This is a genomic window from Halovenus anhuiensis (assembly GCF_037080055.1).
Classification (GTDB): domain Archaea; phylum Halobacteriota; class Halobacteria; order Halobacteriales; family Haloarculaceae; genus Halovenus.
The window spans coordinates 1-12,765 of sequence record NZ_JBAOJI010000015.1 but is presented as its reverse complement, the minus strand read 5'-3'; the positions used below and the strand labels follow the sequence as shown (position 1 = coordinate 12,765).

The following is a 12,765-nucleotide window of genomic DNA, read 5'->3' as shown; positions in this document are numbered from 1 at the left end:
AGGGGGATACGTCGATGCGTGAGCGAGCGCTGGCAGCGGTTCCGATTACAGTCGGCGTAGTGGTGCTTCTCGCGGCGGTTCCCGAGACAACGATCACGGTGCCGTTCTCGACGGCACAGGCGCTGGCTCACTGGTGGGTGTTTCCGGCGGCCATCGTCTTCTCTGGAATCGCGCTCGCCACAGGAGTGTCTGGGGCGCTGTTTTTCAGCCCATTTTTCATGCTCGTCGTCGGACTGACGCCGGCACAGGCGATCGGTGCGGGGCTGTTGACCGAGGTGTTCGGGATGGGCAACGGACTGCGGTCGTACGTCCAACAGGGCGTGGTCGATTATGCGACCGCCAAGTGGCTGCTGTTGGGTTCGGTTCCGGCGATTATCGTCGGGGCGACTGCCGCTCACTACGTCGATCCGACGATTCTGAAGTATATTTTCGGCGTCGGACTACTCGTCCTCGGTGCCTTTCTCGTGCTCAATAAATCGCCGGAGGAGTGCACGCCGGGAGCGGACGAAAGCGAGTACATGCGTAAACAGGCCGAGGAGAACGAGCAGACGATCATCGAAGCGGCCGACGGCGAACTCTACCGGTACCGGGCCTGCTGGCGGCCGCCGGGCGTCGCGCTGTCGGGCATCGGTGGGTTCGTTACTGGCCTGATCAGTGCCGGTCTGCCCGAGGTTGTCACGACGCAGTTGGTGACCCGGTGTCGATTGCCGCCGCGGGTCGCCGTCGCGACGAGTGTGTTCGTACTCGCAATCACAGCCACCATCGGCGCGGCGATTCACGCCCTGACCGCCACCCCGGTCTGGTACGTCGTCGTCTGGTCGATCCCGGGCGTCATCGTCGGCGGTACGATCGGAACGCGGACCGGCAAGTACGTGCCCGAGGATCTGATGGAGATCGGTCTCGGCGTCGTGTTCGGCCTGGTCGGAGTGCTCGTACTCGGTGTCGAACTGCTGGCCTGACGGGCCGGCGGGCAGCACCCTTTTTCTGGCTCGTACCCTTGCAGAGAGCATGGGCACACAGTTCAGTTTGACCGACGAACAGCGGATGATCCGCGAGACGGTTCGGGAGTTCGGGGAGGAGGAAATTCGGCCGGTCGCCGCCGAGTACGAGGAAGAACAGCGCTATCCAGCCGAATTGCTGTCAGCGGCCGGCGACCTCGATCTGGTCGCGCCGAACGTCCCCGAGGAGTACGGCGGTGCGGGGATGGACCACCTCTCGGAGTTGCTCATCACCGAACAACTCTGGCGGGCCGATCCGGGGATCGGGGGGTCGATCGCCGCTGCACGATTCGGCACCGAGATGCTGCTGAAGTACGGCGACGAGTGGATGTGCGAGCAGTGGCTCCCAAAGATCACTGCCGGCGAGACGCCGATTGCGACTGGAATCAGCGAAGCAGCCCACGGCTCGAACGTCGCCGGCATGGAGACTCGCGCAGAGAAAGAGGGTGACGAATACGTCATTAACGGCGACAAGATGTGGATCACCAACGGCACCGTCGCCGACGTGACGATCATCATGGCGAAGACGACGCCAGAAGATGGCCACGAGGGGATCACTGCCTTCCTCACGCCGACCGACGTGGCGGGCTACGACGCGACCCGGATCACGAACAAACTCGGCATCCACGCACAGGACACCGCGGAGATCGTCATCGACGATCTGCGAGTTCCGGCCGAGAACGTCGTCGGCGAAGTCGATCAGGGCTTCTACCAGCTAATGGAGTTTTTCGGCCCGGCGCGGGCGGACGTGGCCGCCCAGTCGACCGGCGTCGCGCAGGCAGCGCTCGACGCGGCCGTCGAGTACGCCAACGAACGCGAACAGGGCGGTCAGAAAATCGGGGAGTATCAGGCGATCCGGCACAAACTCGCCGAGATGGCCACGTCAGTCGAGGCGGCGCGGTCGCTGACCTACCGGGCGGCCGCGGCGCTGGAATCGGGCGATCCCTCGCGTGCGACGCAGTTCGCCAGCATGGCGAAACTGTTCGCCAGCGAGCACGCTGTCGACGTGACCGACGAGGCGATCCAGGTCCACGGCGGGGCTGGCTACGTCTCCGACCATTCGGTCGAGCGGTTCTACCGGGACGCCCGCATCACCAAAATCTACGACGGCACCAGCGAGATTCAAAAGAACATCATCGCCGGCGAGTTGCTCTGAGAGCGTTTTTCCGTTAGAACGTGATGATCTCGTAGTCGTCGTCGACGAGCGAGCGGATACTCGGGTGGCCGTCGTGGTCGTCGAGTGTGACGACGCCGGCGTCGGCAACGGCGTCCTCCACCCCGAATGCACCGGCACAGTAGTCACAGGCAGATGCCTGGTCCTGCACCGCCGCATAGAGGTCGTGATAATCGCTGTCCTCGTCTTCGAGTTCCGGGATCCACTGCGTCCCCGCACCGTCGAAGATGAGTTCGACCTCGTCGCCGTCGGTCTCGGCGAACTCGCGTGCGGTTTCGAGTCCGTTGACGAGTCGACCGAGATTTGCGTGCCCTTCTGTGCCTGCCAAAATAACGACTGCTGCCTTAGCCATTGCACTCCGTAGTACGACCGGCAGTTATAATGTATTTAGGTGGACCTGCGCCTGACGTGCGTTTGCGAGGAACCCTTATCAGGAGTGGCTGAGTGACACGTATTTGATCGCGTCGGCTCGTAACGAGGATGTCAGCAGGACTGGTCGACAGGGCGGAAAAACTGCCGAACAAAGCCGCCGATTACAGTTCGAGTTCCTCGGCGTTCTCGACGTCGTACCGCATCACTTCGGGTTCGCCGGCGAGCACCTCGGGCAGCATCTTCTCGAATTCGCCGAAGTGCTCGGTCTGGGTGTGCGCGCCGAGAGCCTGCTCGTTCTCGTAGCGCTCGGTGAAGCGGATGAGGTTCGGGTCGTCGATGTCGGTGGAGGCGACGTACTCGATGACGCCGTCCTCCTGACGGGTCTTTTCTTCGAGTTCTTCGATGTGTTCGATCACACGGTCTCGTTCGTCCGGATCGACCGGAAATGTCGCGTGGACTACGATCATTACGCTCTGTTCGAGTGGTGCCACCATCATATAGCTACGGTCGTTGTGTAGAGCGGACGACCAGACGGGCACCCGCCGGTGATCAGTGTGACTGCGAGTGAGAGTGACCGCCACCGCCGCGGCTGAACTGCCCCGAAAAGCCCCGTTGAACGACCTCCGAGAGCGCTGGGTGGATGTGGACCGACTCGCGGATATCCTGTACCGTTCCCGATCCGGCCGTCATCGCCACGACGACTTCCTGAATGAGCGTCGAGGCGTCGGGGCCGATGATGTGACAGCCCAGAATCTCCCCGTCGAGGTCGATGATCGCCTTCAGGAAGCCATCGGCGTGCATCGCGTCCCCGCGGGCGGTCTGGTCGTACTGGTAGGTCCGGGTGGCGTACTCGCGGCCCTCCGCCTCCAGGTCGGCCTCGGTCGCGCCAACGCCAGCAACCTCCGGCGAGGCGAAGACAGCCCACGGCATCGCGCTGTAGTCGACGGCCGTCAGATCGTCGCGGAACATGTTGCGAACGACGGTCTGGGCCTCGTGGTTGGCGTTGTGTTTCAGCAGGTACTCGCCGACGATATCGCCGAGCGCCCAGATTCCTTCCGCCGTGGTTCGCAGATACTCGTCGGTTTCGATGAACCCGTGCTCGTCCGTCTCGACGCCCGTGGCATCGAGATTCAGCGTGTCGGAGTTGGGCCGACGGCCGGCGGCGACGAGCAGTTCGTCGCCGGTGACGCTCACGCCCTCGGAGTCGACAATCCCACCGTCCTCGCCGTACTCGTAGGGCTTTGCCTCGACGGTGATCGACTCGCCGTCCTGTGAGACGGCCGTAGCAGCGTGGCCGGTGTGGACGGTGTAGCGGTCGGCGTAGCGATCGGTGAAGGCCTCCGCAACCTCCTCGTCGGCGTCGGGTAGCAGGTTCGGTCGACGGCCGATGATCGTCACGTCGCTGCCGAAAGAGCCGAAGAAATGGCCCAGTTCCGCGGCGATGTAGCCACCGCCGACGATGACGAGATGCTCCGGCGGGGTCTCCAGTTGCAGCGCTTCGGTGCTCGTGATGTAGTCGGTCTCCTCGATGCCGTCGATGTTGGGAATCGTCGGCCGCGTACCCGCGGCGATCAAAATTGTGTCGGCCCGCATCTGTGCGCCGTCATCCTCGCCGCCGGAAATCTCGACCGTTCGCTCGTCGACGAACCGGGCTTCCCCGTTGTAGAGGTCGTGGTCGGGCGAGGAAGAGAGCCCGCGCTGAATCGAATCCGAGTCCGCCGATACCTCTTCGTTGACCTTCTGAACGATGGTCGAGAAATCGACATCGGTCACTTCGGCGTCGATGTGGTACTCGTCGGCGCGTTCGATCGTTTCGAGCACGTCGGCGTGATACAGCAGATGCTTCGAGGGGATGCATCCGCGGTTGAGACAGGTGCCGCCGAGAGGACCGTTCTCGACGACGGCGACCGACTGGCCCTGATTCACGGCGGCGTTGGCCACGTCGAGTCCCGATCCGGAGCCGATGACGAGAAAATCGTACTCTTCCATACGAAATCTCCGGCGGGAAGTCTCAAGAAAGTCCGGTATCAGTGAAGTAAGGCGGAACCACTACGACAGCGATACGTCCTCGAAGGCGTACTGGACGGCCTTGTTCAGCGTCGGGTGGGCGTGGATAATCCCAGTCACATCCTCGACGTGGCCGCCTGCAGAGCGCATCGCCACGACGACTTCGTGGATCATCGTCGAGGCCTCGTAACCGAGTATGTGACAGCCCAGAATCTCGCCGTCCGGGGCGGCAAGTACCTTCACGAAGCCGTAATCGAGTTTTTTCGCCCGGCCCATGGGCGTGTCCGGAATCGACTGCCGGCCGACGACGTACTCGGCCTCTTCTTCCCGGAGTTCCTGTTCGGTCTTGCCGACGCCGGACATCTGCGGTTCGGTGAATATCGCGTGTGGCGTCGCGGTGAACTCGGCCTCGCGGCCCTCACCGTGAACGACGTTATCGATGGTGACCTGCGTCTCGTAATCGCCGGAGTGTTTGAACATCATGTTGCCGGCGATGTCGCCCTGCGCCCAGACGTTCTCGGCTGAGGCCCGCAGTTGGTCGTCGGTTTCGACGAAGCCGCGGTCGTCAGTGTCGATACCGGCAGCCTCGACATCGAGCGTGTCGGTATTCGGGCGGCGACCCAGCGCGACGAGCAACTCATCGCCCGAGACGGTCGCTTCCTCGCCGTCTTCCGTCTCGGTGTGGACGACGACCTCGTCGCCGTCAGATTCGACGGCGGTCGCGCGGTGGCCAGTGTAGACCTCGTGGCGCTCGCTCGCGATTTCTGTGTACGTCTCCGAGAGCGCTTCGTCTTCGCGGGGGACCAGCGAGTCCATCATCTCGATGATTTTCACGTCGGTGCTCAGCGACTCGAAGAAGTAGCCCATCTCGACGGCGATGTAGCCGCCGCCCATGATGACGAGGCTGTCGGGTTGTTCGCGCAGGTACAGGGCGTCGGCACTCGTGAGATAGTCGACCGAATCCAGCCCGTCGATAGGCGGGACGAGCGGGCGACTCCCGGCCGCGACGACGACTTTCTCGCCGCTGACGCGCTCGCCGCCGACTTCGACCGTTCGCTCGTCGACGAATACCGCCTCGTCGTTGTACATCGTGAGGTTCTCTTTCTCCCGGTAGCGCTCCTCCATTCCGTCGGCGAGGCCCGACAGCGTCTCGTCCATGTCGTCGACGATGGCCTCGAAGTCGACGCCGTCGAGAGTCGCATCGAGGAAGAATTCCTCGGCGTCGCGGACGTGGTTAGCGGCCGTCGCCGCCTGGATCAGCATCTTCGAGGGATTACAGCCGCGGTTGAGACAGGTGCCGCCGAGAGGACCTTTCTCGACCAAGGCAGTGTCGAGGCCGGCGTCGGCGGCCGCGGCCGCGACGTTGTTGCCGGTGCCGCCGCCGATGACGAGTACGTCGTAGTCGGTCATCTCTCGGCCCTCTCGCTGCCCCACTGAATCATCCCGATCAGGATCGGTTCGAGCGATTCCCCTCGCTCAGTCAGCGCGTACTCGACGCGGACTGGCTGATCGCTCAGCAGTTCGCGGGTGACCAGGCCTTGTTCTTCGAGGTCCGAGAGGCTCTCCGAGAGCATCTTCGAGGAGATGCCGTCGACGCAGCTTTTCAGTGCCGAAAAGCCGAGCGGTCCATCGGTCAGCAGGTGATACAGCAAAACGGGATTCCACTTCCGGCCGACGATATCTTGCATGTCGTGCAGCACCGACTCGGCGTCGGTGAACAGAGGCGTCCCTGCTGTTCGCTCGCCGTCCGCCCAGTCGACAGTCTGTTGTTGTCCTGAACTCATAGTCAGTGATACGACTGACATTTATGTTAAGCTACGTCGGGTAGGGGGGCTGGATTGCGATCCGCGACAGATATTTATACTAGGCGGTTCGCGCTGGCAACTGCCACACGCCCCGGTTCAGAAGAATCCGGCACCCAGCACCGCACCGAGCACGACGCCGTAGATCAGATGGAAGGTGAGAAACGAGCCCACCTGTTTCGGTTCGGGGTCGAGCGCGAGCACGACGTTCATCCAGAAAGCCGCGGCGAAGACGAACAGCACGAATCCGTACCCGACTCCGAACGCAATTGCGACCACCAGTTCGATATTACCGAACCCGGCCAGCGGCAGAATGACAGCCAGCGCCACGCCCGCAGCGATTCCGTAGAATATGTGCAGGACCATGCCAGTCATCATGGACTCGCTGGGAGCGCCGTCGCCGACGTATTTCGACCAGAACAGCGCCGTCGGCGGCGGCGAATCGTCGCCGAGTGCCATCATGAACACAGTCATGACAATCGTCGCAACGATGCCGCCGACAAGACCGCCGAGTACCGTTATTTCAACCATGTGAGACAGTTCACGAAGATAACAGATAAAGTGGTGCTAAGAGCGCAGTAAGGTGGTTACCGGACAGTAAGGATACCGATACACATCGGGTATAACCGGAGGTTGGAACTACGAATCGGTCCGGTGCTCGGTCAGTTCGAGCAGATACGCACCGTCGAAGATGCCATCGGTAGCGATATCGAGTCGCTCGTAGACGATCTTCGGGATAGCGATATCGGCGAGCAACAGCGAACAGTCCAGTCCGGCCAGACCAGTCTTCGGGAGCGCGAGCGTGACCACCGTGTCCGGATCGATAGCGAGGCCGGCCTCCTCGCCGGTCGTCGCGTCTCTGCCCGTCGGCACGTCCAGTGAGAGGATCCGTCGGTCTCCGAGCGAATCGACGAGATCGGCAGCCGTACCACGGAGCGGATCGCTGAGACTGTAGCCAACGAGGGCATCGACAACGACGCCGTCGGCAGACAGCCCCTCGGGGCCGACGCTGATCGGCAGGTCCATCGCGTCGAGAATTCTGTGTTGGGAGGCTGCCGCCCCCGATAGCTGGTCAGCAGGCCGGTCGAGGACGACAGAGACTGATCGACCGTGATTCGCCAGGTGACGGGCGCAGGCGAGGCCACCGCCGCCGTTGCCGCCCGAGCCAGCGAGGACGACCACTGGCTCGTCGCCGTCGGTCCGCTCCCGGGCGGCCGTCGCCAGATTCCGCCCGGCGTTCTCCATCATCTGGAGTAGTTCGAGGCCGACTTCCTCGACGGCGACGCGGTCGACCGCCCGCATCTCCTCGGCGGTGACTGCTGGGACCGGTCGTCCGTCTGCCGTCCGAAACAGTTTCTCGGTCATGGTGACAACCCGTAGAAGGCGTCGGTCCCATTGTCGTCGCGCCACGTGAACGCAAAGAGCCGACGGCTCGGCAGTCGGTCGAGTGCACGCCCGTTCGCGCTCCGGCCGGTCGCGACATCCCACGTCGTCCCGTTCCCTTGAACCTGTCCGCCCTCCTCCGCCGGCGTGAATTCGATTCCCTCGCGCTCGTAGGCGAAGAGTCCGGCCGGACTCGCGAAGACCGCAATGTCGGTGCCGCCGAGCGTGTCGGTGACGATGCCGCCCGCTTCCTCGATCACGGGCCTGACGTAGCCGCGGGACTGGCCGTTGATCGTCAGTCCGAGCGTCAGTGCCTTGTTGTGAAACTCGAAGGGCCAGTCTGTGATCTCGGTGCGCAGACGCGGGTCGCCCCCGGGCCCGACGCCGTCTTCGTGCATGTACTCGGCGAAGCGGTCGGTCGAGTAGTCGCTGGTCCCCCACTCCGGCGGCTGGAGAATCTCGCCGTCTGGATAGCGCTCCTCGAAGGCGGACAGCGTCATCGTCGCCGCCGGCAGCACCGTCAGCGTCGTGCCGGCGTACTCTCCGGAGAGACAGCGCCCGCTGGACTGCTTCCACTCCGATTCCGTCTCGCGGTCGTACAGCACCAGATCGTTGTCGGCGAGTTTCCCCGAGACGCCGAAGCTGAGTGTTTGGCCGTCGACGGTCCGGTCGTAGACGACGGCGCTGGCACAGAGGGGACACCACGTCACCGCGACCGGATCCCCATCGATCGTCTCGTTGACGACCTCGTGATTCTGGAGGATTCGCGTCGGGTACGCCCGCGCGCCCGCGGCGGTCTCCACGACGATCACTTCCTCGTCTGTATTGCCTTCGGAGGAATCAGAGAACGTCGGGTCGTCGATGCTCAGAATGTCGTCTTTCGGGAGCAACTCGACGACCGTGTGGTCGGTCATGTCGGTCGTACGGTCGGGATCCTCCTATAGCTGACTGCACCAGCGGGAACCGAAAGCGACCACTGCGGCGACAATACTGTTAACCGGGTAACGCCGGAATAGGAGGGTATGCGTGCTGCAGCATTCACCGAGTTGATCGGTCCGGACGGCGTCTCGCTTATCGACCAGCCGACACCCGAACCGGGGGCCGGTGAGGCGGTCGTCGACGTTCAGGCGTGTGCGATTAATCGACACGACCTCTGGATTCTCGACGGCGACTCGGCGATGGTCGACGGCGGCAACCTCCCCTTCGTCACCGGTCTCGACGTCGCCGGCGAGGTCCGAGCAGTCGGTGAGGGCGTACAGAGTGTCGAACCCGGCGACAGGGTCGTACTGTGTCCAAACGAGACCTGCGGGACCTGCCAGTTCTGCCGGGAGGGACCGGAGAATCTCTGTGAGTCGTTCTCGCTGTTTCACGGCGGACTCGCGGAGGAGACGGCAGTCGAAGCTGATCGGCTGATCCAGTTGCCAGAGGCGGTCGATTTCACGACCGCCGCCGCCATCCCGACTGCGTACATGACTGCCTATCACATGCTCCGGCGGGCGGAGGTCGAGCCGACAGATCTCGTCTTCGTGCCGGGCGCGACCGGCGGCGTCGGCGTCGCCTGCGTCCAACTCGGCGACGTGCTCGGCGTCGAGACGGTCGGAACCTCGTCGTCGCGGACAAAACTCGACACAGTGGAATCGCTCGGCCTCGACTACGCTATCGAGGGCACCGATCCCGAGGAGATTCGACCCGCAGTCGAGGAGATCGGCGAACCGGACGCGGTGATGAACCACCTCGGCGGCGAGTACACCGACCTCGGTCTCTCACTGATGGGCCGCGGCGGTCGAATGGTCGTCTGCGGGCGAACGGCGGGCGGTCGCTCGGAGATTGGCGTCGCTGGCCTCTTCCTCGGACACAAGCGGATCATCGGGTCCACGATGGGCACCCAGGAGGATCTCCGCCGACTCGTCGATCTCGTCGCGGCAGGCGATCTGGACCCCGAAATCGACGAGACCTACCCCCTCGAAGAGACTGCGGATGCTTTCAGAGCGATGAAAGAACGCGAGAGCGTCGGCAAACTCGTCGTGACGACGGACTGAGCGCTATTCTTCGCCCATCGATCCGAACAGTTCCTCGGCGTCGGCGGGCACGTTGAAGTCGTGGAAGTGCTCTCCTTTCTCCTTCGTGAGAATATTGAGTGCGGCGGCGGCGCCGTCGCCGGCGGAGATGACTGCTTGCCACTCCTCGGCGCGGCCCATCGCTCCCGTCGCGTAGGCGTCCTCGATCGAGGTCTCCATCGACACGTCGACATCGACGGTGTCCTCGTCGGTGAACTCACAGCCGAGATTTTCGGCCAGATCCCGGTCCGCGCCCGTCGCGAGGACGAGATAATCGGCGGCGTGTTCGCCCTCTTCGGTCGTGACGGTGAATCCGTCGTCGGTCGATTCGACACCGGTAACTTCGGTGCCCTGCTGGCGGTCGACACCGAAATCCGCGACCTGATCGCGGAGCGTCTCCAGATAGACTGACCCGTCGATGGAACCGATCCCCGGGTAGTTGAACAGGTGGGCCTTGTGCATCCACGTCCCGTCAGTGTCGAAGACAGTGGTTTCGAGGCCGTTCTTTGCAGTGAACAGTGCAGCGCTGAGGCCGGCGGGACCGCCGCCGACGATGATAACAGAGCTCATACTGAATATTTGGAGCGAGAACGTGATAAAAACATGAGTAACATCTGTGAAACCCTGCACCACTCCGTCGAGAGCCGCAGTCACTCGAACCGGCCAGTCACCGCATCACAGTCCAGACAGCGTGTTTGTTTGCTCTCTCCCGGGTCTGCCCATTCGACAGTGTGTGGCGTTCGCTCGCCGCAGCCCTCACACTCACGCAGGATTTCGACATCCCCGCCGTCTCGTGGCGCGCCGATTGCGAGGAACGCGGTACGCTCCGTGCCCGTGTTGACCCCCTGCTGGTACTCGCCAGGACCGAATCGAATTGCCTCTCCTTCCTCGACGACAACCTCCCCCTCCTCTGTCTCGAACGTCAACTCTCCTCGCTGGACGAGAAACACCTCTTCCTGCTCCTCGTGTTTGTGGTAGCCGTAGGCAGGGCTATCGCCCGGTGCGAGTTCGTAGTAGTTCAACGCGATATCGCTTGCGCCGAGGGCGTCGGTCAGCGGGCGCTGGAGCGTCGAGACGTCGATTCGTCGGTCGATCTCCTCGATCCGTACCTTCTCCATATCTCGGTTTCGAGGGAGGAGGCGATGAATCTACCGGCCGCAGCGACGGCCCCCGCTACACGTCCAGTTCCTCAGCGACATCGTGAATCGAGTCGACGGTAAGCGCCGGGTCGCCCCCGAAGGTCTCCCACGGTGCTGATTTCCTGTTGAGCCAGACGCCTTGCATCCCGGCGTGTTGAGCGCCCAGTACGTCGAAGTAGCCGGCGGTGACGTGAGCGATTTCGTCGATCGGTGTCCCGGTCCGGGCCGCGCCGTGGCGGTAGATCTCCGCGGCCGGTTTGAACGTCTGTACCTCGTCGGCACTGATCGTATCCGTGAGCAGATCGTCGATCTCGGCGTGTTCGACCATTGAGGCCAGCATCTCCGGATTGCCGTTGGAGATCACGTAGCAGTCGTAGCCGCCGTCGACGAGTCGGGCGACTCCCTCGCGCACGTCGTCGAACACGTCGAGTTCGTGGTAGACGGCGAGGATTTCGTCGCGTTCCGCCGTCGAGATGTCGACCCCGTAGGCGTCCAGCGCGTACTGCAGCGCGTCGCGGTTCATCTCGTAGAACGGCTGGTAGGCGTCGATCTGGTTGGCGATAAACGTATACGCCAGCGAGCGAGTGCGCCAGAGCCGTGAGACTGGCTCCGGGTCGGAGACCCGCTCAGCAAGGGCCTTCTCGGCGGCGTCGACATCGACGAGCGTACTGTACGAGTCGAAGGTCACGGTGCTGACGCGGTCGGCATCGAATCCCATAGCCGCTGGTACACGGGGAGCCCTGTTAAGCCTCGTCCCGGCCGGCAAGAAACGCCGCCGCCTGCTCTCGACCGAGATCGATCAACTCAGCGAGAAACTCCGGATCGCGGTCCAGTTTCGTCGAGCAGTGATATCGTCGCCCCATCTCGATGCGGTGGATCTCCGTGTGTCTGAACTCGTCAGACGGGAGTTTACCCGCCTCGACCCAGTCGTTGACCCGTTCGATGAAACGCAGTTCCTGATTCAGCGAGATGTTCCCGGAGAGTTCGTTTCGTCGATCGCCGATTTCGGCGAGACTCGTCGGTTCGCCTTCGAGTTCCTGTAAGTTGATCTGGATGACCCAGAGCTCGTCTGGCTTGCGCTCCGGTGGCTGATGCATCAGATCGCTGATCGGGGGGTTCTGCGAGAAGAGTCCGTCCCAGTGGTAGTGGCCGTGCAGTTCGACTGCCTCGAAGAGGTTCGGCACCGCCGCCGACGCCAGCACGGCCTCGACGGTGACATCGTCGTTCGTGAATGTCTCGAAGACGCCAGCGTTGATGTCGACGGTCCCGACGACGAGATCCGGCCGCTCGGGTCGGCAGTGTTCGGGAATGGCATCGAAATCGATGTGTGTTTCGAGGACCTCTCTGATGCGTTCCTTGCCGAGTTCGGAGCCCGGCGTCTGATACGGGCTGAACTGTGGGAACGGCATGCCCGCGCTCTGGTAGCGGTTGAGCAGTTTCAGCCAGTTGTTCGCTGCCTCTTCGGTGTACCCGTCGGCAGCGATATCGTCCCAGATATTGGTCACGATATCGGCGGCGGCATCCGCGCTGTCGGTTACCAGCCCGTACCACGCGGCGAGCGCGTTGAATGCCCCGCCGGAGGTGCCGCTGATCCCGACTAACTCGTACTCGTCGTCCCAGTTCTCGAAGAGGTGTTCGAGCACGCCCGCGGTGAAGGCAGTGTGGCTCCCGCCGCCCTGGCAAGCGATTGCGACGTTCGTCGACTCACTCATCTCCCCGCCTCCGTCGGTGGCCCATCAGTCATTGGTAGGTGTTCGTGTAGCCGCCGTCCCAGAGCATGTCTGCCCCGTTGAGGTGTTTCCCGTGTCGAGAGAAACCGATGGTGAAGAGGTT

The 12,765-nt window shown here is 63.0% G+C and carries 15 protein-coding genes and 1 pseudogene; 3 read left to right on the top strand and 13 right to left on the bottom strand.

The window, feature by feature from the left end:
• The first annotated feature begins 14 nt into the window (after window positions 1-14).
• Both V8P86_RS18415 and V8P86_RS18410 read left to right on the top strand, forming a co-directional pair.
• Window positions 15-959, top strand: a complete 945-nt coding sequence (locus V8P86_RS18415; RefSeq protein ID WP_336328753.1) for a sulfite exporter TauE/SafE family protein — start codon at window positions 15-17, stop codon at window positions 957-959.
• 49 nt (window positions 960-1,008) lie between these two features.
• Window positions 1,009-2,154 (top strand): acyl-CoA dehydrogenase family protein, encoded by a 1,146-nt coding sequence (locus tag V8P86_RS18410; RefSeq protein WP_336328752.1) that lies wholly within the window; start codon window positions 1,009-1,011, stop codon window positions 2,152-2,154.
• Window positions 2,155-2,167: 13 nt separating this feature from the next.
• Here the strand turns inward: V8P86_RS18410 and V8P86_RS18405 are convergent, their stop codons facing one another.
• From V8P86_RS18405 to V8P86_RS18370, 8 genes are all read right to left on the bottom strand, one after another.
• Window positions 2,168-2,524, bottom strand: coding sequence for a hypothetical protein (locus tag V8P86_RS18405; protein ID WP_336328751.1), 357 nt, complete (start codon window positions 2,522-2,524; stop codon window positions 2,168-2,170).
• A 181-nt stretch (window positions 2,525-2,705) separates the two neighbouring features.
• Window positions 2,706-3,011, bottom strand: a complete 306-nt coding sequence (locus V8P86_RS18400; RefSeq protein WP_336328750.1) for a putative quinol monooxygenase — start codon at window positions 3,009-3,011, stop codon at window positions 2,706-2,708.
• An 82-nt stretch (window positions 3,012-3,093) separates the two neighbouring features.
• A complete protein-coding gene (locus V8P86_RS18395; protein WP_336328749.1) occupies window positions 3,094-4,533 on the bottom strand; it encodes a dihydrolipoyl dehydrogenase in 1,440 nt (479 codons plus the stop codon).
• 60 nt (window positions 4,534-4,593) lie between these two features.
• Window positions 4,594-5,961, bottom strand: a complete 1,368-nt coding sequence (locus tag V8P86_RS18390) for a dihydrolipoyl dehydrogenase (protein ID WP_336328777.1) — start codon at window positions 5,959-5,961, stop codon at window positions 4,594-4,596.
• Window positions 5,958-6,335 (bottom strand): winged helix-turn-helix transcriptional regulator, encoded by a 378-nt coding sequence (locus tag V8P86_RS18385; RefSeq protein WP_336328748.1) that lies wholly within the window; start codon window positions 6,333-6,335, stop codon window positions 5,958-5,960. Before V8P86_RS18385 ends, V8P86_RS18390 begins: the two co-directional genes overlap by 4 nt.
• A 117-nt stretch (window positions 6,336-6,452) precedes the next feature.
• Window positions 6,453-6,884: a hypothetical protein gene (locus tag V8P86_RS18380; RefSeq protein ID WP_336328747.1), complete on the bottom strand. Its 432-nt coding sequence runs from the start codon at window positions 6,882-6,884 to the stop codon at window positions 6,453-6,455.
• Between the two features lie 108 nt (window positions 6,885-6,992).
• Window positions 6,993-7,718 (bottom strand): NAD(P)H-hydrate epimerase, encoded by a 726-nt coding sequence (locus V8P86_RS18375; RefSeq protein WP_336328746.1) that lies wholly within the window; start codon window positions 7,716-7,718, stop codon window positions 6,993-6,995.
• On the bottom strand, window positions 7,715-8,650 hold the full coding sequence (locus V8P86_RS18370; RefSeq protein WP_336328745.1) for a DUF3179 domain-containing protein: 936 nt from the start codon (window positions 8,648-8,650) through the stop codon (window positions 7,715-7,717). The genes V8P86_RS18375 and V8P86_RS18370 overlap by 4 nt, the downstream gene beginning before the upstream one ends.
• 108 nt (window positions 8,651-8,758) lie before the next feature.
• Here V8P86_RS18370 and V8P86_RS18365 point away from each other — a divergent pair, with 108 nt between their 5' ends.
• Window positions 8,759-9,775 carry an alcohol dehydrogenase catalytic domain-containing protein gene (locus V8P86_RS18365; protein ID WP_336328744.1) on the top strand — a complete coding sequence of 339 codons (1,017 nt, stop codon included), beginning with the start codon at window positions 8,759-8,761 and terminating at the stop codon, window positions 9,773-9,775.
• A 3-nt stretch (window positions 9,776-9,778) separates the two neighbouring features.
• Here the strand turns inward: V8P86_RS18365 and V8P86_RS18360 are convergent, their stop codons facing one another.
• The 5 genes and pseudogenes from V8P86_RS18360 to V8P86_RS18340 form a co-directional block, all read right to left on the bottom strand.
• A complete protein-coding gene (locus V8P86_RS18360; protein WP_336328743.1) occupies window positions 9,779-10,363 on the bottom strand; it encodes an NAD(P)/FAD-dependent oxidoreductase in 585 nt (194 codons plus the stop codon).
• Window positions 10,364-10,443: 80 nt separating this feature from the next.
• The gene (locus V8P86_RS18355; protein ID WP_336328742.1) at window positions 10,444-10,911 is read right to left on the bottom strand and encodes a cupin domain-containing protein; all 468 of its coding nucleotides are present in this window, start codon (window positions 10,909-10,911) and stop codon (window positions 10,444-10,446) included.
• 55 nt (window positions 10,912-10,966) lie between these two features.
• Window positions 10,967-11,650 (bottom strand): haloacid dehalogenase type II, encoded by a 684-nt coding sequence (locus V8P86_RS18350; protein ID WP_336328741.1) that lies wholly within the window; start codon window positions 11,648-11,650, stop codon window positions 10,967-10,969.
• A 25-nt stretch (window positions 11,651-11,675) separates the two neighbouring features.
• On the bottom strand, window positions 11,676-12,644 hold the full coding sequence (locus V8P86_RS18345; protein WP_336328740.1) for a patatin-like phospholipase family protein: 969 nt from the start codon (window positions 12,642-12,644) through the stop codon (window positions 11,676-11,678).
• Between the two features lie 28 nt (window positions 12,645-12,672).
• Window positions 12,673-12,765 (bottom strand): annotated as a pseudogene (locus V8P86_RS18340) (D-beta-hydroxybutyrate dehydrogenase); the annotation flags it as partial.

Coding starts and splice junctions, on each gene's coding strand:
- V8P86_RS18415 (WP_336328753.1), top strand. CDS start 15: ATGCGTGAGCGAGCGCTGGCAGCGGTTCCGATTACAGTCGGCGTAGTG.
- V8P86_RS18410 (WP_336328752.1), top strand. CDS start 1,009: ATGGGCACACAGTTCAGTTTGACCGACGAACAGCGGATGATCCGCGAG.
- V8P86_RS18405 (WP_336328751.1), bottom strand. CDS start 2,524: ATGGCTAAGGCAGCAGTCGTTATTTTGGCAGGCACAGAAGGGCACGCA.
- V8P86_RS18400 (WP_336328750.1), bottom strand. CDS start 3,011: ATGATCGTAGTCCACGCGACATTTCCGGTCGATCCGGACGAACGAGAC.
- V8P86_RS18395 (WP_336328749.1), bottom strand. CDS start 4,533: ATGGAAGAGTACGATTTTCTCGTCATCGGCTCCGGATCGGGACTCGAC.
- V8P86_RS18390 (WP_336328777.1), bottom strand. CDS start 5,961: ATGACCGACTACGACGTACTCGTCATCGGCGGCGGCACCGGCAACAAC.
- V8P86_RS18385 (WP_336328748.1), bottom strand. CDS start 6,335: ATGAGTTCAGGACAACAACAGACTGTCGACTGGGCGGACGGCGAGCGA.
- V8P86_RS18380 (WP_336328747.1), bottom strand. CDS start 6,884: ATGGTTGAAATAACGGTACTCGGCGGTCTTGTCGGCGGCATCGTTGCG.
- V8P86_RS18375 (WP_336328746.1), bottom strand. CDS start 7,718: ATGACCGAGAAACTGTTTCGGACGGCAGACGGACGACCGGTCCCAGCA.
- V8P86_RS18370 (WP_336328745.1), bottom strand. CDS start 8,650: ATGACCGACCACACGGTCGTCGAGTTGCTCCCGAAAGACGACATTCTG.
- V8P86_RS18365 (WP_336328744.1), top strand. CDS start 8,759: ATGCGTGCTGCAGCATTCACCGAGTTGATCGGTCCGGACGGCGTCTCG.
- V8P86_RS18360 (WP_336328743.1), bottom strand. CDS start 10,363: ATGAGCTCTGTTATCATCGTCGGCGGCGGTCCCGCCGGCCTCAGCGCT.
- V8P86_RS18355 (WP_336328742.1), bottom strand. CDS start 10,911: ATGGAGAAGGTACGGATCGAGGAGATCGACCGACGAATCGACGTCTCG.
- V8P86_RS18350 (WP_336328741.1), bottom strand. CDS start 11,650: ATGGGATTCGATGCCGACCGCGTCAGCACCGTGACCTTCGACTCGTAC.
- V8P86_RS18345 (WP_336328740.1), bottom strand. CDS start 12,644: ATGAGTGAGTCGACGAACGTCGCAATCGCTTGCCAGGGCGGCGGGAGC.